This window comes from Vibrio sp. 1978, from assembly GCF_033344345.1.
In genome coordinates this window covers 20959-41551 of record NZ_JAWPOP010000008.1, presented here as the reverse complement: position 1 = coordinate 41551, position 20593 = coordinate 20959, and the positions used below count along the sequence as shown (strand labels likewise).

At 45.6% G+C, this 20593-nt stretch carries 13 protein-coding genes and 3 pseudogenes; all 16 read right to left on the bottom strand.

The features are described 5' to 3' along the window. Positions 1-45 precede the first annotated feature (45 nt). Positions 46-1314, bottom strand: coding sequence for a hypothetical protein (locus R8N49_RS09960; RefSeq protein ID WP_237309416.1), 1269 nt, complete (start codon positions 1312-1314; stop codon positions 46-48). Further along, positions 1311-4349 (bottom strand): site-specific integrase, encoded by a 3039-nt coding sequence (locus tag R8N49_RS09955; RefSeq protein ID WP_318189955.1) that lies wholly within the window; start codon positions 4347-4349, stop codon positions 1311-1313. Before R8N49_RS09955 ends, R8N49_RS09960 begins: the two co-directional genes overlap by 4 nt. After that, on the bottom strand, positions 4346-6901 hold the full coding sequence (locus R8N49_RS09950) for a hypothetical protein (RefSeq protein ID WP_318189954.1): 2556 nt from the start codon (positions 6899-6901) through the stop codon (positions 4346-4348). Before R8N49_RS09950 ends, R8N49_RS09955 begins: the two co-directional genes overlap by 4 nt. A gap of 8 nt (positions 6902-6909) precedes the next feature. Further along, on the bottom strand, positions 6910-7458 hold the full coding sequence (locus R8N49_RS09945) for a hypothetical protein (protein ID WP_318189953.1): 549 nt from the start codon (positions 7456-7458) through the stop codon (positions 6910-6912). A 164-nt stretch (positions 7459-7622) separates the two neighbouring features. Beyond that, positions 7623-8300: pseudogene (locus R8N49_RS09940) on the bottom strand (ISAs1 family transposase); the annotation flags it as partial. A 76-nt stretch (positions 8301-8376) separates the two neighbouring features. Beyond that, positions 8377-9738 carry a group II intron reverse transcriptase/maturase gene (gene ltrA, locus R8N49_RS09935; protein ID WP_318189952.1) on the bottom strand — a complete coding sequence of 454 codons (1362 nt, stop codon included), beginning with the start codon at positions 9736-9738 and terminating at the stop codon, positions 8377-8379. Between the two features lie 472 nt (positions 9739-10210). Continuing rightward, a pseudogene (locus R8N49_RS09930) lies at positions 10211-10684 on the bottom strand (ISAs1 family transposase); the annotation flags it as partial. A 193-nt stretch (positions 10685-10877) separates the two neighbouring features. Beyond that, the gene (locus R8N49_RS09925; protein WP_248426947.1) at positions 10878-11900 is read right to left on the bottom strand and encodes a transposase; all 1023 of its coding nucleotides are present in this window, start codon (positions 11898-11900) and stop codon (positions 10878-10880) included. 92 nt (positions 11901-11992) lie between these two features. After that, positions 11993-12088, bottom strand: a pseudogene (locus R8N49_RS09920) (UTP--glucose-1-phosphate uridylyltransferase); the annotation flags it as partial. 182 nt (positions 12089-12270) lie between these two features. Further along, positions 12271-13275 carry an NAD-dependent epimerase gene (locus tag R8N49_RS09915; RefSeq protein WP_318189951.1) on the bottom strand — a complete coding sequence of 335 codons (1005 nt, stop codon included), beginning with the start codon at positions 13273-13275 and terminating at the stop codon, positions 12271-12273. 9 nt (positions 13276-13284) lie between these two features. After that, positions 13285-14451 (bottom strand): nucleotide sugar dehydrogenase, encoded by a 1167-nt coding sequence (locus R8N49_RS09910; RefSeq protein WP_318189950.1) that lies wholly within the window; start codon positions 14449-14451, stop codon positions 13285-13287. Between the two features lie 107 nt (positions 14452-14558). Further along, complete coding sequence (gene wecA, locus R8N49_RS09905; protein WP_318189949.1) at positions 14559-15656, bottom strand: UDP-N-acetylglucosamine--undecaprenyl-phosphate N-acetylglucosaminephosphotransferase; 1098 nt, start codon at positions 15654-15656, stop codon at positions 14559-14561. 340 nt (positions 15657-15996) lie between these two features. After that, entirely contained in the window at positions 15997-16863 is an 867-nt protein-coding gene (gene galU, locus R8N49_RS09900) for a UTP--glucose-1-phosphate uridylyltransferase GalU (RefSeq protein WP_318189948.1), read from the bottom strand. Positions 16864-17395: 532 nt separating this feature from the next. Next, the gene (locus R8N49_RS09895) at positions 17396-17845 is read right to left on the bottom strand and encodes a GDP-mannose mannosyl hydrolase (RefSeq protein WP_318189947.1); all 450 of its coding nucleotides are present in this window, start codon (positions 17843-17845) and stop codon (positions 17396-17398) included. Between the two features lie 122 nt (positions 17846-17967). Continuing rightward, positions 17968-19152, bottom strand: a complete 1185-nt coding sequence (gene manA, locus R8N49_RS09890) for a mannose-6-phosphate isomerase, class I (protein WP_318189946.1) — start codon at positions 19150-19152, stop codon at positions 17968-17970. A gap of 26 nt (positions 19153-19178) precedes the next feature. Then, the gene (locus R8N49_RS09885; RefSeq protein ID WP_318189945.1) at positions 19179-20591 is read right to left on the bottom strand and encodes a phosphomannomutase; all 1413 of its coding nucleotides are present in this window, start codon (positions 20589-20591) and stop codon (positions 19179-19181) included. Positions 20592-20593: the final 2 nt, after the last annotated feature.

The window sequence follows — 20593 nt, the reverse complement described above, 5'->3', positions numbered from 1 at the left end:
AAAATATGACAAAAGGATGGCTGTGACAGGCTGGCGATGAAACCGTCATCGAAGTGGCTCACCTTCAGACTTAGCCAGCAGCACCACATGTCGCCGGCACTGAAGATCAGCGATCAATACTGCCATTCTCTCTGGACACACATACCAATAGACTTCATCACCTAGAGACTCAAGCAGCGTATTAAAACTCCATAAGCTTAATGACATCGGGAAAGATAAGGGATAAAAAGACGTATCCAATTCCAAATCCAGATCCGCTGAAACGCGATCTTGGTTAACACTAAAATGATACCCAGACTCATTAGGTTGCCTTGCCACAACTAGGCGCGCGCGCTTTTCATCATTCGCAATATTAAGCTGACGAACCAATCGAGACAGCTTCTCTGTTTTGAGTGGGTAGCATTGCGCTTTGGGTAAATTTAACCAGTTCGACATAAACGTTTGTCCATCCCATGAGGGTGAAGCCGCGAGAGTGAACGAGCATTGCCAACCACGCTTTTGAAAAATGAGGTGAGTATGGGTCAGCGTCACGATCACCTGCTCGGCAATCACACTCAATAAGCCAGCAAGGTGACTGGCATGACGGATACTCAGTCGTGCTTCGTAAAAACCGACCGGTTCAGGGCGTTCGATCAACACAGGCACTTCAAGGGCGCAAGACCACGTATGCTTCATCGCGTACACGGTCAAAACGGGCGGCGCCGACTCTCGAAGCTCAAGGATCAGGATCACCTCTTTGGAAGCGTTCGCATTGTTCTCCTGAGTCAGTTGATTTATGAGCTTAAACAATTGTGCCAGCTCTATCGCCACCACCTGAAAAGAGATGATCGGCGCCACAGCAGGAAGATGGTATTGCGAGAAAGGCGCATCCGCTTTCACTTGCATGCCATACGTGATCTCATGGGATCGCTCAAACATCGGCTCACTGTGTGCATCGTCAAAAAACTCAAGTTGCGGTGTAGCCTCTTCTTGATACGCCGCCCAGTGCACTTCTCTATCACTTTCAATGACAAGCCAAACCGGATCATGACGGTCGAAACGCATTAATATATTCACCAACCCCTGCGCGGGTAATGTGAGGCAACAAGGAGCCGTCAGGTTCGTATGGCGAATTGGCCACTCATAATAGGCAACGATACCGCTATGGGCCGCGACATGACTCCGAATCGTCAACCGCTTCGTCGCAATATCGATATCCACCAAAAAATCACTGTGCTCATGATCACTCGCGATCCCAACCTTGACGATAAATTGAAGAAAGTTCAGTCGAACATTCGCCTCAAGTAACACACTCTTAAATCTCTTATCGCTCATTCACTATCCATCTTTGATGCACAATCCGCGGCTTGTGACTCTGCCCACTGATACCAGTCCAAATAATCGCTCAAAAGCGCGATAATCGACCCAATTTGTGACCACAACGTCCACTGTAAGCGGTAAGGCCTAGTGAAAGCCTCTGTTTTACTCATACTTGCTTCTCTCACACAGTGCGCACCGGTTCGCTCAATCAGCTGTTGCCAATGCGCTGCACTGCTCGAGTCGTCACGTGCTTGAACCTTTATCGTTAGAGGCTGCAAGTTAAAATAACCATACACAGACAATAGGCATTGCAAGTCACGATAACGAGTGATGCTTTTACGTGTCAGTAACGCCTGTGCTTTTTTCAAGTGCGCATGCATTCTACGCAACCTTTTACGAGGATACGTGCGCCACTTATCAGCCTGCAAGCATAATCTAAGCCAGGCATGCTCTTGATTTGGCTCGATACGAAAACGCAAAGGCGCCGCTTTCGATTGCGCTAGCCACTGAACCAACTCGGCAGAGCATAACGTCTCCCCCCCTCCTACCATCAATTTTTCTAGCTCAACCACAAAACGCGAAAAGCTGAGAGGTGACAAGTCCACCGCCGATTTGTCTTCATCGAGGCGAGAGCGTTTGCGATTCTGGGTGTCAACATGATGATGCTGAGCGAGTTTCCAGTCACGAATGATCCAGTCGCGCAGCGCCCAAGTAGCTAAGCTCCCGGCTTGCGAGCGGTCATTGGGCTTTTGAAAAAGCTGCTTTTGACGCTCAAAACCATAGTTGGACTCCGATGTCCAAAATCGAACCTGTGATTTTTTTACCTCATAAGAATGATAAGTCACTATCAATGACACCCAGTCGACCCAATGCCAATAGGTGCTCCACGCAGTCGCAGGCGAAGCATGACCAAGCTTTTCTGCGACCCAATCTAAAATAAAAAAGTGCGGTGTCAGATGCTGACCATGTAAATCGAACGCAGCGCTGAGTGCCTCTAACTGAGCTTTCGAAAATAACACGTGCTGCATAAAATACACCGCAGGCCACGCCCTACCTCGGAAGGCTAACATCGCAAGCAAACAGACCCAATTGTTCGCGGCGCAGTGACGAAAGGAGTGAGTCACGATGGCACCGTCTTTTAAGTAGCGTCGAGCAAAGTCAATAAACTGTGACTCTAGGGCTGAAAATGCCCAATGAGAAAACAGCGGCCGTTGCTCATAGGCGGTACCCCCCAATAAGGCGTGCTGCTCATCAATGTACCCTACCCACTGCGTGACGATGAATGTCGGCACCAACGTCAGAGGAATTTTTCGCACCGCATGGGCTGTCTTGCGCTTTTTGTCGTTGGTGATATACAAAAAGCCGGTATTAAAATCGATATCGCGCAGCTTCAGTGACAGCGCTTCATCTTCACGCAGTCCCATGTAATAGCAAAGCTGCATAAACACGATAATTTTCCGCTCATAAGCGCCCCCTTGCTCACCAAACTTCTCACAAATCTCATCAAACATCGCGGGTGGGACATAATGCGCTCGCACCACACCTTGTGAAGACACTACATCAAAGATATCTAAGTCTATCAAAGGAAAATGGGAGTACTGCTGACAAAATCGCAAAAATCGCGCAACCGTATATTGCTCCTCAGCATTCTCAAATTGATCCAACCCCACCTGGCAGCACGCTTCAAATTCATGCTCTGACACGGTCATAATATCGATACCCTGCCACGCCGCGGCAACAAAACGCTGCACAGTCGAGTGATACGTCAGCAGCGTCCCCACGGCTAATTTCTCTTTCCAAGCGGAGCCATAGATAAAAAGAGAGGCAATCCACTGGTTGCACAATGCCACGGCCCACGCAGTCGGCTCTTGCAGTATCATGTCAAATGCATGCTTAGCCTGCTGATAGGCGCAGCCGGAGCGATGCTCTTTTTTATCTTCTAATTGGTAATGAGATAAGATCTGCCTGACATAACGCGATACCGCCTTTGCTTGTTGTATCGTCTCTACAGATTGCGTATTCGATTGCCACACAATGGACTGCCCATTTTTGGCGGTGCGATTTCGCGCAGAGACGGGGGTGCCTGAATCGATGCAAGTGCCAATAAAGCTTCGTATAAACGTCGCATGATCGAGGGCGCTATTTTGTGACCATAAGTGTTCAACGCCTACGCTATTATCCAAAAAACCGATATATCGCAGCAGCTCGGAAGCAGACAATGAGGCAATGGCCTGACGCAGATGACCACTCACTTCAGTGCTCCAATGATCTCGCCACGCCAACACGGCCAACCTTACCTGCTTTTGACGCTGGCGAGGTGGCCACGCTTGCACTTGCGCCCGAGCTCGATGCAGAGCCAGTATCGCCTCCTGCCTCAGATACACGCGGCGATGCAGCGCCGGTAAATAAGCAGTCACCCAAAATTCATCAGAAGGTCGGCTATCGGTGGATGTACAACGTTGAAATGAACCATATTGAACAGGCGCCTCTTCAAATGAGTGACTCTCACACGACAGCGTCACCCACTCGCTTTCGTCTACATTCAATAGCGCCAGCAGCTCTGTCATACGAGTTAACCCCGCACGAAACCCTATCAGTAAGACGGCCTGACCTATCGCGGCCAGATACCGTGCATCCGTCTCGTGCTTGGTCCCTTGACTATAAGGACAAGCCGCATAGAGGCCACACCGTAAAGACTCAATAATACCTAACGAAGGCGTCGCATCATCGATCAATGGCCGCTCTGGCTGCAGAGGCAAAATAGACGTTGGGGCAATCAGCTCAGAATTGAGATCGTAATGGTAGTCATAAATCAGCTCAAAAGCGCTCGCGGTGACAGTAAGCTCCGCTTGGGTTTGCGCCAACAACGAAATGGGTTTGACCGCTTTACTGATCGCGTTTTTGGAGCTGAGCTTGGATGAGCCAAGCAGCGCTGGCACCTCCGTTTGGAGACGAAAAAACACCGGCTCTATCGCCTCTCGGATCGCCTTGGGTTGGAGTGCAAGCCGCTGTTCACACTCAACTATCCAGTCATCAAGCGTTTTAGTCATTGCCCCACTCCTTTTAACGACCATGATTGAAGCAGCGTTTCAACTTTCGCATCCCAATGCGCAATCGATCGCCAAAGCGATGACATAGAAGGATGATAAGCCGACTGAGCAATCCTTTCTTGAAGCGATTGTTGAACCTCAGCCATCTGACGGATAGAGCATAAGGCATACTGCGACAGTGGGTTCTGCCCCCGTTTAAAGTGATTCATCCGCATATTTAACTCACTTTGAACAAAGCTAGGATGGGCTTTAAAAGCCTCAAGCAACACTTGGTGCGCAGCGTTATGACGAAAACAGCCGACTTCCAATCGGTCTAGGTAGCGCGCCAGTAAATCTTTAATCATCGCTGGCGATAAGGGCTGCCAATCTTGGCCATCAAATACACTTAATACAGGTCTCGATTGAACAAAATATTGCGGGCTCATGGTGCAGGCATAAGCTTGATAGCGCTGTAATAATGACGCTAACTCATAAGACGGTGTCACCAATCTGCGCGCTTCTTTATGATGAACGCGCTTGTCTTGCAGCGACCAAACTCCCGCTTCCCACGCACAATCTTGATCGGCTGGATAAGGCGAAGACACGGGCCGCAACCCCAACTCAACAGCCGTTCGTATATGCAGGTAAAGCGCTAAACGCTCACTGCTTTCAACAGATAAAGAAGCAGCCAGACCGATATCTTGGTGAAATAAAGGCTTTAATAGCGCCTCAAAGGCGCCTGGCAATAGTGACTCTCTTAACGTAATGGCACTGCCACATTGCTCATGATAAGTTTCCCCACTGATGGACGCACTCGTGGTTTCGCTATACCAACCTTGCTGAGGTTGGATATTCATCGCCGATAAAAAGGCATTCCAATGTTGGTGTGTTGATGCCGTCATCGCGGCGCCTTCTAAATTCGCATAGTGCATCTGCACGCTGCCTTTACCTGCAAGGAAATCGGCACTCACCGACGGCATTCGCTGCGAGCTGTAACGATGAAATACCTGCGTTAATCGCGCGGGTGTCACTTTGAAAGAAAAATGATGACGACTTTGCGCGATTTTCTCTGTTAGCCACGTTTGATGCTCGCGAGAAGTAAGAAGCAGACCTTGTTCAAGACTCACCAAATGACGCTGATGCGCAGGCACCGCTCTTAAAATGAGATTCAAAAGTGACTGCATTGGCCAAGGAAGCGTCACTTCAGTGCTTTTTTGTGAGGTGAAGTACTGCTTACTTCCCTGTGGAGGTTTTGCTCCTTCAAATAAATCCGTATCTAATATCAACGTTGCATGGCATGCATCTCGGCGATCGAGCTCATACACAAGACACGGAGCGGGCGGCGATTTTGCCCTGCGACTACCGAGGTTAAGCAGAGGCTGCTGAAGATTAAGGGTGCCACAAAACATTCGCAAAAACAGTAAAAACCAATGGCTCCGCTCCTTCGCGGGGATGCCCAATAAATCTTGCTCTGCTAGAGCCGGACAATGGAACTGGAACCAGATCGCAAGCTCAGAAGGCGATAAGACGTCGTTACTCATTGGATGCGCTCGATTGGCCCTAGCAATGGCTTGAGACATACCGACTTTTTGCCGTAAAAATTTTTGCCGAGCCTGCTGATGAGTGAGCTCAGGCTGACGAAGCAAACCGTATGTGGAATCGGGCTGATCGGCGCGGGGACGCTCTTCGTTTGAGGTGAGTAACGGCTCAACGACATTATCGGCTTCAAGCACCGGCATAAAGGCTTCCATAAAAGAAGACTGCGTTTCACCTTCACGATCCGTCGGCGTGATAAGGTTGACCTTCAACTCATCACCAATAAACATCGTCTCCTGGTGTGCATTATCACTTTTAAACGGGTAGGTCTTCAGCCGTGAAGATCTCTGAGCTCTTTTTGCCGAACTGAAATAAGGGGCGAGAGGGGCCAAACCAACCTGCTGCTGGCATAAAAGATAGAGCTCCGTCAGCGTGGCATCTTTTAAAGTCGTCAAGCAAATTGGGCAATGTCCATAGTCACGCCGGACTCGGTCAAAGCTCAAGCAAACCTCATACGTTAGCGTCCCCACCGCCTCTTGCAGTCGTGCAAAAAACCACAGCCAGTGATTAGCGTGTATCTTATCGACTATCGATTCAATAAAAAGCAGCGTGACATAGGTGGGATAAAAAGTCAGCATTGAACGAAGCTTGAAGCGATCCAACTCCTCAGGGATCCGCAGCTCATCGCTTTGCGATGCATTGAGAGCGATCGCCTTGATGGCTAACTCTAGATGATTCAACGCATTGCGTTGCCATTGATTAACAGGCGCGGTTAACGCTTGGTGAACCTCAAGCCATTGCTGCAATATGTGGATGGTTGATTGTGGATAAACAATGTCAGGGGGCAAAGCGCAGAGTTGCCATAAATGGCGACAAGTTTGTTGTCGCTGAGGCAAAGATAAGTCAAAAAAAGACGGCTCGGAGACGGGATCATTAGTGAAAATTTGAGTAGGCTCATCGCCAAGTAAGAACGCATAAATCCCGCATTCAAGAACATCTTCAGGAGCTAGGGAAAGTGAATCACTTAAAAACCACATAACACCCCCTAGTCATCGCTGCTAATATCAGACGATTGAACAGAAGGGATATGCTCGGTGTGTTGTTCCCATGAAAAATGGCGGTTTGTACTATCGGGTATAGAGACAGTACATTGTTTTGGCGATGTCTCTTGAGAGGAGAGTAACGAGGAATAGTGGCGATTTAGTGAAGAACGATTGCAGCCAAGCATGGCTGTATAATCTTTTTGGGAAAGCAAAGGGGAATAAGAAGACGTCGATTGCCAGATTTGTTCAAGCCCATACAAATCTTTGGATGAGACATCATCAAGGTATCGCAGATATCGCCGTTGATGGAGCGCCTTTTTGACAACGTCAACGTTGTTCGTCGATTGAAGGATGATAACATCAACGTCCAACTCCGGGCAGCACTCCTGTAGCCACATAATTTCATCAACCCATTCAATAGGATAGAGCTTTTTTCTACACCGAATGGTTTTTATCGGTATCAGGCTATCCAATAATAAAGGAATAAACGGAGAGGAAGCCTGCTCGGCAAGGTAGTACAGCCGCTTGTGTAGACGTGCGTTATTTGGCACTAGAGGAAAGCAATGAAGCTTGGAGATAGAAATAATACTATGCTCGATAACGAACTCCCATTCGCTTTAATAAAAAGAAGCTAACCGAAAAATAATAAAATCATACCGTCAAATGATGATGTAATAAGTGCTTCATTTCACAATGTATAAAAATCAGGGCAAGATTACGAAAGCCCTTGCCCTGCAAGGACTAACGATAAATAGCTCGAATTTCGGTTGGCCTTTCGCTGCTTTCTTTCTAGCCCTGCCTTAAACGTTTTTTCATTTGTCAGCATGTTTAATGCCATATGGCGGATCACTGCCAAATTCTCACCTGCAAACTCTCGCTGAATTCGGCACTTATCTTCATTCATACCGACATCCAACCGCCAGTGCATTTGAACTTCAATACTCCAGTGCGCTCGAGACTTTTCCAGCAACTCTTTAGAATCTAATTCTGCTGAACTGATATAGTAACGAATGCTCAATGACTCCGCAGGTTTGTCACCCTCTTGCCTAATTGACGCTACCATACCGATAGTTTTTAGTTTAGGCCAATCAAAGGCAATATCCCCCAGTAGACCCGTATCATGGCTGACCATGGCCAAACGTGTCTCTGTTCGACCGTGTCCTTGCTCTTGAATGCAGTATTTATCGCCGTCATAGTCGTTTATCATGCCTGAGTTGAACGTTTGGCTTATGGCTTGTTCCAGCCGCTCCTGATTGCCTTTAACCGCAAGAAGATAGTCTGCATCTTTTTTTACGATTTGCTTTGCAATCTCTCTCTGACACCCCATCGCATCAATGGTAACAAGGCATCCACGGATTTCGAGGAGTTTTAATAACTCTGGGATAGCTTTGAGGTGAGTAGGCCACCGGAACCTCCCCGATAGCCTCTCGCAGAACCGTACGTGAACCTCTCAGCTCATACGGCTCCCATCAAGCAAAACTTCTTGATGATCCAAATTTCCAGTGTGGAAACAATCTAGGACATTGAACCGATAGCCTATCAAAGAAAGCTATCGCTCTTCCTTTATGACATTTAAGCGATTTGAATTTCCTTCTCGCCCAACGTACTAAAGTCTTATTGAAGTGTCTGAATACCGAGTCTAATTCACTTCGCCTGAACTTCCCGTAATAGTTTATCCAACCATTTAGCATCGGACTTAGCCACCTGCTGAGTTGCTCTAAACTGTACTGTGATTTCTGACGTACTTTTAGCTCTTTAACTTTCCTACGCATGGCTTTCTTAGCTGTCATACTGACAGCAGGCAAAAACCGGTTGTAGAGTCCCCCCGTCCGTTTACACTTATTTGTTCTGGCTCTGAACGTATACCCAAGAAAATCAAATTTCGTATGCTCTATATGATGACCTGACCCTCGTCTGATATCATCTTTGCAATAAACAATCTTCGTCTTGATTGGGTGCATTTCCAGTCCACACTCCTTAAAGCGTTTCGCTAGGTCATCTCTCAACTTCTCTGCTTTCAGCCTTGTTCTTGCGTGAACAAGTCCATCATCTGCGTAGCGACACCATGGGTTGTCTGGATAATTCTTTTCCAGCCATTTATCGAAAACATAGTGAAGGAATAAGTTAGCAAGTACTGGACTCACTACACCACCTTGTGGCGTGCCTATTTCTCTGTTCGTTTTCGTCCCATCAGCTTTCTGCAACGGTGCAACTAACCACCTTTCTATGTACAAAATCATCCATTGATAATCTCGGCCCTGACTTTCTTCAGCAAGCTGAATATGCTTCCTAACCGCTTTCATCAACAAATCATGACGTATGTTGTCAAAGAGACCTTTGATATCAAACTCCAGTACCCAATCGTACTGCCAGCACCGTCTTCTCGTCACCTCTATCGCATCATGAGCAGATTTACCCACTCGATAGCCATAAGAATCCTCTAGGAAGTGATGCTCGAGCATAATTTCAAGCTTGTCTCTTACCACCGTCTGTGCCACACGGTCACTGACCGTTGGGATGCCTAGTATTCTTTCACCACCTGACTTCTTCGGTATACTTACCGCAGCAACGGGCGGGGGAAAGTAGGCTCCCGATGACATTCTGTTCCATATCTTGTAAAGGTTGTTTTTAAGGTCTTTTTCAAAATCCTCTATCGTTACTCCATCGACTCCGGCTCCGCCTTTATTAGCTTTTACCTTTTCGAAAGCCGTCTTTACATCCCATTTGGATATTTCAAAAGGTTTTGGTTGTCCGTGCGACCTCCTCCTGCCTGTCGGCAGTTGAGTCGTCGTTTCAACCGACTTGACGCAATCCCTTCGCTCCACGCTCATTACAAGCCCTTCAAAACTACTACGAATTGCTCCGCCCCAGTATCACGCATCGGTACTCTCATATTCATGAATTTTGTCATTTATATTTCTTCCTTAACATCGTGATGACTGGTTCCCGTGGTTCCCACAAAGAGCCTAGTACAAGGTCATGCCCACTTTACGCCGAGCATCGCACACCCAGCATTCGGAATTCACCGGTGTACTTATCCTGAAATAACAAGACGATTTCAGTTTTGATGCTACTTTAAATTAACGACGCGTCCACATGGGTTCGGGTTTACTCATCTCCTTGCACCCTACCTCGCCAGAATTCTTATTCTGATTTTCTTTCAACGCTTCTGACCATTACTCTTAATAACAGCCACTTGAAAGTGGTTTAGAGCCGGCTTCCGACAGCAGACTCTGGAGGGCCTACCTCCATCTCTTCATGAGCTTACGCTCATCCTCCTGTTTGCCTTCCTTAGTAAACAGGGTTCAGTGCCCACGGCACACTCTCATTAGATTTTTCAGCAGTTTTCACCTGACCCAGTACTAGTTGATTCGCAGCACTAAACGCACTGACCATGTGGATCGCTGCTTTACGTTTATCCTTGTCATAAGTGCCTCGCAACGTCTTACCATCAATCGCTATCACATCACCTTGAGTCACATCATGACAGTCTTTCATCCATGCAGAAAAGCAGGACTGTAGGCGCTTTGGTGTGATCAAATTGATGACTCTCGCTATCGTATCATGGACAGGAATTCCGTTTTCAAAGTCACCATATTGTTTAAGCCAATCAAGGTTATCCTCTCCAAAATCTTGGATGCTTTCCCAACCTTCCGAACCTGCTATGACTGCCGCTACGGTAAGAAAAACAATATCAGTAAGCTTATGTTCTACTTTCCATGATTGACGTGGGTCTTTGATAACTGAAATATGATCCAAAAGGCTTAATCCGTTCATTGTTCTGACTTCGATTCAGTAAAAGTCAGTATATGATCACAGCTAATATTGATCGTCAAATCGATCGATATTTTATTGCAATTTATGTGGCTTCAATGTAGAAATTGGTAGAAATCGTGCTCTCGGTCAAGCCTTATTCTACAAGGGGTTTTCATGATCTTGCCCTGGTATAAAAATACAACCACTGAACACTCTAGAAATTACAGGCACTCATTGACGCTTTACCTGATACCCAAGCCCTTTTGGTGTGTAGCGCATAACTTTCCAGTTCTTTAGCAGACCCAACAGCACAGCGAAATTTGCCCCCAAAGCTTTCTGAAAGCTTCAGCCACTCTTCGGCATTCATATTGAGCCGTTCAAGAATCGTATTATCACAGGGCGGAATATAACCACGCTTGTTTGGCCGAACCACTTGGCCTAATGCTTCTACTAGCGCTAAATAATCCAACAACGAAAACTCTATTCCACCTATTTGGGAACAAGCCGATGGCTGCATTTGTCGTTCATTTCCTAAAAAACCAGCCAAGCCTTTTGCTGGCAAAGAGGCAATCTCACCATTGCCTTTATCTTGCCGACTCGCTACTGAATGAATACGTTCATAGATAGAAGTAAACTCGGAAGCTTCAAGCGATTGAGCCATGTCAGCCCGAACGGGATTTAAATCCACATATGCCATACAGCTAAGTAGAGCCTTTTCATCGAGTAAGGCTTGAGATTTAAACCGCCCTTCCCAGAAGCGACCTTTGCAGCCCTCTTCTTTATTGGCTTCACGGGCAACATACTCATTGAGGTTACGCATAAACCAAGAGATATTGGTTAAGCGCTCACGCCATTCGTCAATAAGCGCCAGAGTGTTGTTGATTTCTGCCTTAGATTTTAAATCACCATCAAGCCAACGGCTGACCAACAAAGGTGCTTTGTATAACGTCGTCCAACGCTGCGCAACCTCTTGGTGACTCCAAGACTCGGCGGTAGCCGTATTCACATGCAGCACTAAGTGGTAATGATTGGACATAATGGCATACGCGCACACATCAATGGCAAACACCTGACTTAGCAAGCGCATGCGTTCGACCAACCAAACTCGGCGGTGCTCAAAGTTTTGCCCTGAATAATGGTCTTCACCACACAAAAAAGCACGGCGCACACACCGTGAAATACAGTGATAATGCGCCGTGTCTTGAAGGGATACTTGAGTTGAGCGAGCTTGAGTCATCCTAACCACCAAGGTGAACAAAATCTAAACAGATAAAGTAAGCCTAGTTGGGGATTGCGAGAGTGTCAAATATATGGGTGTCCTGTTTATATGTTAACGATAGGCATCATTTCTTTTGGCATGGATTTAGTTGCGGGTAAAAAGCGAGTGCCATAACCGGCTGCGGGGAATAAGCAGTGTTTAATCATTATTTTAGTTCTTATGTATTTCTTACTGACGTATATAAAATATTGCGGATAGTATTGAAAATACCAAAACAAAGTGTCTCAATATCAAAATTGAAATAAGACACTATAGATATAAGAATTTGTTATTTTTATAAATGCAGGTATTTCCTAGAGGCGCACTTTCAGTACGCCCCTATAGAAATTTACTTATTGTAAAACTCGCGGTACCATTGAATAAATTCAGCGACGCCTTCTTTAACCGTTACTTTTGGTGTGTAGCCCGTAGCTGCAAACAAGTCTTGTGTGTCAGCATAAGTTTGGTAAACATCACCAGGCTGCATTTCACGGAAGTTTTTCTTCGCTTCAACGCCTAGCTCGTCTTCAATGGCCTTCACAAAATCCATCAGCTTGATCGGTGAACCGTGGCCAATATTATACACCGAGTAAGGTGCAGAGCTGGTGGCAGGTGATCCTGCTTCTACCGTCCATTCGTTATCACGAGTAGGGACCACATCTGCAATACGCACTATCCCTTCAACAATATCGTCTACGTGGGTAAAGTCACGCCACATGTCGCCATTGTTGTTAATATCGATAGTATCACCGTCCAAAATCTTCTTGGTGAAGATGAAAGGAGCCATATCAGGGCGGCCCCATGAACCATACACGGTGAAGAAACGAAGACCCGTTGTAGGGATGTCATAAAGATGCGAATAGCTGTGGGCCATTAGCTCATTAGACTTCTTAGTTGCGGCGTACAGTGAGACTGGGTGATCCACTGAATCAGACGTTGCAAAAGGCGTTTTCGCATTCAGGCCATACACACTGCTTGATGACGCGTACACTAAGTGCTGAACCTTGTTGTGGCGACAGCCTTCAAGAATGTTCAAATGCCCAACTAGGTTAGAATCTGCATACGCATGAGGATTTTGAATCGAGTAACGCACACCGGCTTGGGCTGCAAGGTGAATGACTTGATCAAATTGCTCTGTTTCAAACAATTCAGCAATAGACTCGCGGTCAGCGATATCAAGCTCAATTAATTTAAAGCCAGGGTGCTTAATTCGCTCTAAGCGCGCTAGCTTAAGGTTTACATCGTAATAGTCATTAATGTTGTCTATACCAACAACGGTGTGACCTTTTGTGGTAAGTTGCTCAACAACAGCACTACCAATAAAGCCGGCGGCACCAGTTACTAAATACTTCATATTTATCTCTTAATCTGAACCGAATAAATCGCGTGTGTATACCTTGCTCTCTACGTCTGCAAGCTCTTCAACCATACGGTTTGACACAATAACATCAGACATTGCCTTGAACTCACTAAGGTCTTTGATGACTGCTGAATGAAAGAACTCAGGCTCATCAAGAACTGGTTCGTACACGACAACCTCTATACCCTTAGCTTTCAGTCGTTTCATGATCCCTTGTATAGAAGACGCGCGGAAGTTATCTGAACCTGATTTCATGATCAGACGGTAGATACCGACACGCTCTGGGTTACGCTTAAGGATTGAATCTGCAATAAAGTCTTTACGAGTTGTGTTGGCATCAACGATTGCGCCGATGATGTTATTCGGCACATCGGCGTAGTTTGCTCGAAGCTGTTTAGTATCTTTTGGTAAGCAGTAACCGCCATAGCCAAACGATGGGTTGTTATAGTGGTTGCCTATACGAGGGTCTAACCCCACCCCTTGTATGATTTGGCGAGCATCTAGTCCATGGGCCTCTGCATAAGAATCTAACTCATTGAAATACGCCACGCGAAGTGCCAGGTAAGTATTAGAGAACAGCTTAACCGCTTCCGCTTCTGTAGAGTCGGTAAACAGCACATCAATGTCTTCTTTGACCGCACCTTCAACAAGCAAGTTGGCGAATATCTTGGCACGCTCTGAACACTCACCCACGATGATACGAGATGGATGCAAGTTATCATATAGAGCACGGCCTTCACGTAAAAACTCTGGTGAGAACATTAGATTTTCACAACCAAACTCTTCTTTAATACGAGCAGTGTAGCCAACTGGGACCGTTGATTTGATCACCATCACTGCATTTGGGTTAATGCACATGACGTCTTTGATCACCGCCTCCACTGACGATGTATTGAAGTAGTTGGTTTCAACGTCATAATCGGTCGGAGTAGCAATAATGACGTACTCTGCGTCAGCATAAGCCAACTCTTTGTCCAATGTCGCTGTAAAATTAAGTTCTTTAGTTGCTAGAAAACTTTCAATTTCTGCGTCTACAATTGGAGACTGTTTATTATTGAGAAGGTTAACTTTTTCTTCAATAATATCCACCGCAACAACTTCATGGTGCTGTGATAGAAGCACTGCATTAGACAGGCCGACATAGCCAGTTCCTGCTATAGCAATTTTCATAATTAATCCAACTTTAATATTTAGAATTTTATAATTACTTCAGACAACAAGTCACATCGATATGTAAACGTTGTACTGAGCTTTTTTAACCAAAACGATGAGTAAAATTAAGACTGCACTTCAACCGCAGTTTCACTTTGCTTCTTCCACTTACGCACGGCTTTTGCCATCTTAAATGAATGCGTCATCCAATACGTATGGAACAAGAAACAAGCAACAATGGTGTAGAACATAATATATTCAGGGATTGCGAAATATTCGCCAAGCAAACCCACCGTTGAGTAGAGCATTTGTACACTGCAAATCACCACAAGCGACTGCCTTGGGCTGAAGCCAATACGTTGCATAATATGATGAAAGTGTTCACGATCAGGCTGGAAAGGGGAATGCCCTTTACGAATACGGCGAACCATAATGGTCATCATATCAATCAGTGGAACGGCAATTATCCATAGCGCAGTCACAGGCCTTATAACGAAGTGATCGTGAAGGCCTTGCGTGCCACCAATCAATATCCAGATGACCACAAACCCAATCATCATACTGCCAGCATCACCCATGAACACTTTTCTAACTTTGCCAAAGTAACCCAGATTGAATAAAACAAAAGGAATTATGATGACGACAAACACAGCACAAAAATAGGCTGAGCGAGTAATATCGTGTGCATAAAACACCACGCCCAGCGAGGTAAACACCACCATGGTTAAGCCACCGAGCAAGCCATCAATGCCATCGACCATATTAAATGCATTGATTGCACCAATCACCGCAAACAGCGTGACGATAATGTCGACATAAGGGGGGAAAGCCCACACGCCAAAGCCAAGCGCGTTACCTATATGGCTGAGGGTCAAGCCCGTCTGATAAATCATGACAAGCGTCAGTACAGCCTGAACGCCCATTCGCAATTTATAACTGATATCAAAACGATCATCAGCAATACCGATTAAAACCAAAATCGTCAGACACGCCGCAAACCATTCGGAATGCATCATATCGTCAGAATTTACATAGATGAAATACAACACCGTAATACAGATCGATATACCGCCGACCAGAGGGACACTGCCTTGATGCAATTTACGTGCATTAGGTTTATCCACCAACCCTACCGCGTAACCCACTTTTCGCATGCAGTACAATACCGCCAACGATAAAAAGAAGAACATCGACAGTTCAATAAAGTAGTCAAACACTGACATGATTTGAGCCTATAAAATAATGATAATTATTTGAGCTTTGAGCTTTGAGCCTGAAAGAGCATTTACTTATCGGCCTAGCCAACCGATTATAAATAATATTTGTTATTTGAAATTGGAGTGTCTACGAACCAACTGATCATCCAAAGTAGACTCCGCTACCCCAAACACCCCGTCACCATGACCAACTCCGTCATCACCGAGTGCTTAAGAAACATTCGCCGAGTGTTTCGTAACATCGTCATCCCCAAATGCTTCGTAACACAGTCATCCCCGAGCGCTTCTATCGGGGATCTACCAAACCAACCAGTATAACCCTCGACCATTACAGCCATATGTCGAATTACAACTTCTCAGTCGAATCCTTATCCATTTCCGCTTTCTCGCCTTTCAAATACACGTTTTTATAGCAGTAGTTCGTAGCTTCAATATAACCATCGACACTACCACAATCAAAACGCTTGCCTTTGAATTTGTAGGCAATCACGCAGCCGCTTTTCGCTTGTTCAAGCAGGGCATCGGTAATTTGAATTTCACCACCTTTACCAGGCTCAGTGCCTTCCAAAATTTCAAAGATATCCGGCGTTAAGATATAACGACCAATGATAGCAAGATTGCTTGGCGCTGTGCCCTGCTCTGGCTTTTCGACCATATCGGTAATGCGAATCAAATCATCGCTTAAATGCTCACCGGCAATAACGCCGTATTTGTGGGTTTCACTTTCGGGTACTTCTTCCACCGCCACAATCGAACAGCGGAACTGACGATACAATGCCGCCATCTGTGCAAGCACGCCTTTATCGGCGTTAATACACAAATCGTCAGCAAGGACCACAGCAAATGGGTTATCCCCAATCAGCTCTTTACCAGTGTAAATCGCATGACCTAAGCCCTTCATTTCACGCTGGCGAATAAAGGAGTACTGAGCGGAGTCTATCAGCGAGCGAATGTCATCCAGCAAAGGCTCTTTATTGGTCCCTTCAATTTGATGCTCCAACTCATAGTTCATATCAAAATGATCCATCAGTGAGCTTTTGCCACGTCCTGTGACCACAGCCATGCTGGTCATGCCTGCTTGGATAGCCTCATCAACGCCATATTCAATCAAGGGTTTATTGACGATGGGCATCATTTCTTTTGGCATGGATTTAGTAGCCGGTAGAAAACGCGTGCCATAGCCTGCGGCAGGAAATAAACAATGTTTGATCATAAGTGATGTTACCTAGCGAATTGTTGTAATTTTAAAATTTATTTATGCCCCCATTTGGGGGATTAAGAATGTGGCGTTAAGGTGTCGTTACGAGGGTTGAAAATAGTGACCGCTGAGAAGCCGGCTTCTTTGAGCGTTAGACGTTCAGTTTTTAAAGGCAATTTGACGCACTTCTGACAAACATCCCGACAAAAAAGTTCACCCTGTATCATGCAAAAAACCGTCATGGGCTGCGAGTGTTACAAAGATCCCTCAAACGCCTCGCCCTGCTTGTCTACTTAGCCAAAAGCATCAGCACCTCACTCCATGACGTGCTTCCGCATCAACTCACAAAGATATTTTGATGCTAAAAATAAGCGCCGTTTTAACACCGTAAAACACCCATTGGAGAGCCTTTTTGTGTCAGTTTAAGGATCAGCACCGTCTCACCCTGAGACAGTCTGCTTCTTAACTGATTATTTTCACAGAAGAAAAAAGGATCAAAAAAGATCTCCCCAATAGGCCTAACTATGCAGATGTATATACCACTCAATCAGAGAAAATAGTCTTTGGTGTGCTGATGAACCCTGTCGGTGTCAAGGAGATCATTTACACTCCACCATTGATACGCACCGTGTTGGTCATCCGGTAAATCTTTGATATCAATGTCGACGACAAGCTCATACCCTAAAACCACGTAATGGGTGCTAAAGTCCTTGCCAGAGAAATTATCGTTGTAAAAGTGTTGGTATGGGCCTAAAAACCTCGCGGCTTGAAGTTCATATTCCTGCCCTAGTTCAACTGAGGTTAAACGCGCAAACGCAGTTTCAAAACTTTCATCTTTAAGAATACGGCCTCCTGGCACAAACCAGTAACCTTGTGCTGGGCGATTAGTGCGCTCACCAAGAAGTACCTCCCCATGCGTATTTTTAATAATGAGGTCGATAGAGACTAGGGGCGCAGAGGCCACCACGGTTTTAAACGTTTCTAATGCTAATTTCATGAGAACATTGCCTTTAAACAATTGGTAGTGACATTGACTAATGCCACACAGCAGATACAAATTAAAATTTGCAGTGCCATTGGATCATTGAATTCAATGATCCAATGGCATAGCTTTCTTCTTTAATTGCAGGCTCTTGCCAAACGTCCCTGCCCTAGTATGCTGTAACGTTTAGAGTCATACGGTATGAAAGCCGATTGCCCAGCAGCAAGAGTGATGGTCGTTTCAACGGTTGAGACTTCAATATTGCCTTCAATACAAAAAACTATCTCTGCGCTTCTTGTAAATACCGTTTTTTCTTCATTCGACGCGGTTATCACATCGAAGCTGAAATCATCGACTGGCACCGGAAAATGAAGGTGCCCCTCTCGCTGAAGAGGCGTTGTCAATATTGCCTCTGGTGAGATAGATTCAAAGCGGGTATTCGCCACTAATTCATCCACAGCAATGTGTTTAGGCGTAAGTCCTGCTCGTAAAACGTTATCCGAACTTGCCATGATCTCGAGCGCTGTCCCTTGCACATAGGCATGAGGCGTTTCAGCGTGCAAGAACATCGCCTCGCCGGGTTTAAGCTCAACAATATTCAAGAACAAAGGCGCAAGCAGCCCATTGTCACCTAAATAGTGCTCAGCAAAATTTTGACTGTACTGAAGGGCCTGCTTCGCACTATCAGAAACGGACTCTAGATCGTAGCATTGGCTGAGCGCATTATGCGTTTCAACCTGTTTATCTCCAGAAAGCGTTAATAGTGTTCTAAAGAATACCTTTAGCCCTTGCGCATTGGGAGAATGCTCAAACGCAGCTACATCATCGGCAAGTGCTGTAATGTTAACCTCTTTGAAAAGCGCTATGATCTCTTCAATGGGTCTAAAACCATTCATAGCTTTGTACAACGTAATCGCATACACAAGCTCTGGTTTATGATTAGAGTCTTTGTAATTGCGGTTTGCGGCTGTTAGCTCAATATTTGACTGGTTCTCACGCGCAAATCCTATCTCGGAGTTACGCTTGTTTGGATGAACTTGAATAGAAAGTGGGGTTTGTGCAGCTAGCACCTTGAACAAATAGGGCAGCTCGCCATAACGGTTCACCGTATAACTGCCCAACGCGTGAGTGCCGTGCAACTTTAGATAGTCAGCCAACGATAAATTCAGCCCCTCTATCATGGAACAGCCGTTCGGGTGAGCGCCCATCCAGAGCTCAGCTTGGGGCTCATCTTTTGGATTCTCGATCCCAAATAAGTGATTGAGGGAGCTCATGCTTCCCCAAGCATAATTTTGAACGACGTTATTTAATTTATATATCATTGTTTTTATTATCGTAATTTAAAAAATTATAACGACTGAACTTTGTTTAATACCGAATCGACAATAGATTGTGCGTGAACCATGTTATCCGCTTCTGCATAACAACGTAGCTCAGGCGCATTGCCTGACGGACGTAAGTGAACGATGTCACCACTGCTAAGGGTCATTCGTAAACCGTCGGTAATATTTACCGAGATTACCGTCTCTTTAAAACCGAGTTGCTCAATCAAGTGTTGCGGATTTGCGTTACCTTTTTCCAAAATTCCTAAGCTTTTTTCAGTGGCAAAGTTTTGAATTCGGTCACTATGGCTAAAACGTTGTGGCAACTCGTTGACTAAATGAGTGATACTCGTATCTTTGGCAGCTGATAACAACATCAAAGCAGGTAAAACAGCATCACGCGTTGGCAGTGCTTTTAACGTTTGACCATTGACCTCAATATCACTACCCAGCAAAAATCCGCCGTTCGCCTCAAAGCCCGCAATGCGAGAATAGTCTTTTGAAAGCGCAGCAAACTCTGCAATCACATAAGGAGAGCCAATTTTCGTTTGAGATACCGTTTTAAATGCCTTTGACTGCGCAATAATGGTGTTGCAGCTTACGGGAATCGCTAATGCTTCAATGCCCATCTCTTTGGCACAAAGCATGCCTAAAATATCACCGCGAAGCCATTCGCCGTTTTCATCAGAAACCAAAGGTCTGTCACCGTCACCATCGGTAGAGAAAATGAAGTCTAGATTGTGCTCAGCAGACCAAAATTTTGCTTTCTTCTTATCCGCCTCAGCAACAGCTTCAGTATCAATAGGAACAAATTCGTCTGTTCTTTCTAGCGAGATAACTTCAGCGCCTAGTGCTTCGAACAAGCCTTGGTACAAGTCACGACCGGCACTTGAGTGCTCAAAAATACCAATACGTTTACCTGACAATAAATTAGCAGCAAACAAATCAGTGTAACGACTTACATATTGCTTAGCCGCTCTGCTTGAAGTTTGAAGAGGCTTGACGACAGGCACTTCAAACTCAACTTCTGCGTTTAATATTGCTTGCTCATCAGCCTTGGTGATTTCACCATCTGGGCGATAGAACTTAATACCGTTGCGATCAAAGGGAATGTGACTGCCTGTGATCATGATGCAAGGAATGTCGTCTTGCATTGCACAGTACGCTAGCGCAGGCGTAGGAATCACCCCATAGTAAATAGCGTTGAGTCCCATAGCCTCAATCGCAGCAATGGTCGCTCGCGCCATAGCAGGGCTACTAGGGCGATTATCGATAGCCACCGCTACCGTTTTAAAATCAAATTGAGCTTGAGTACCAGAGATGAACGCATTAGCAAATGCCGCACAAGCTTCAGGGGTAAATTGCTCTACTAAACCACGCGCTCCGCTTGTACCAAACTGAATACCGGACTCTGCAATAACATTTTTTGAAACGAGCATGC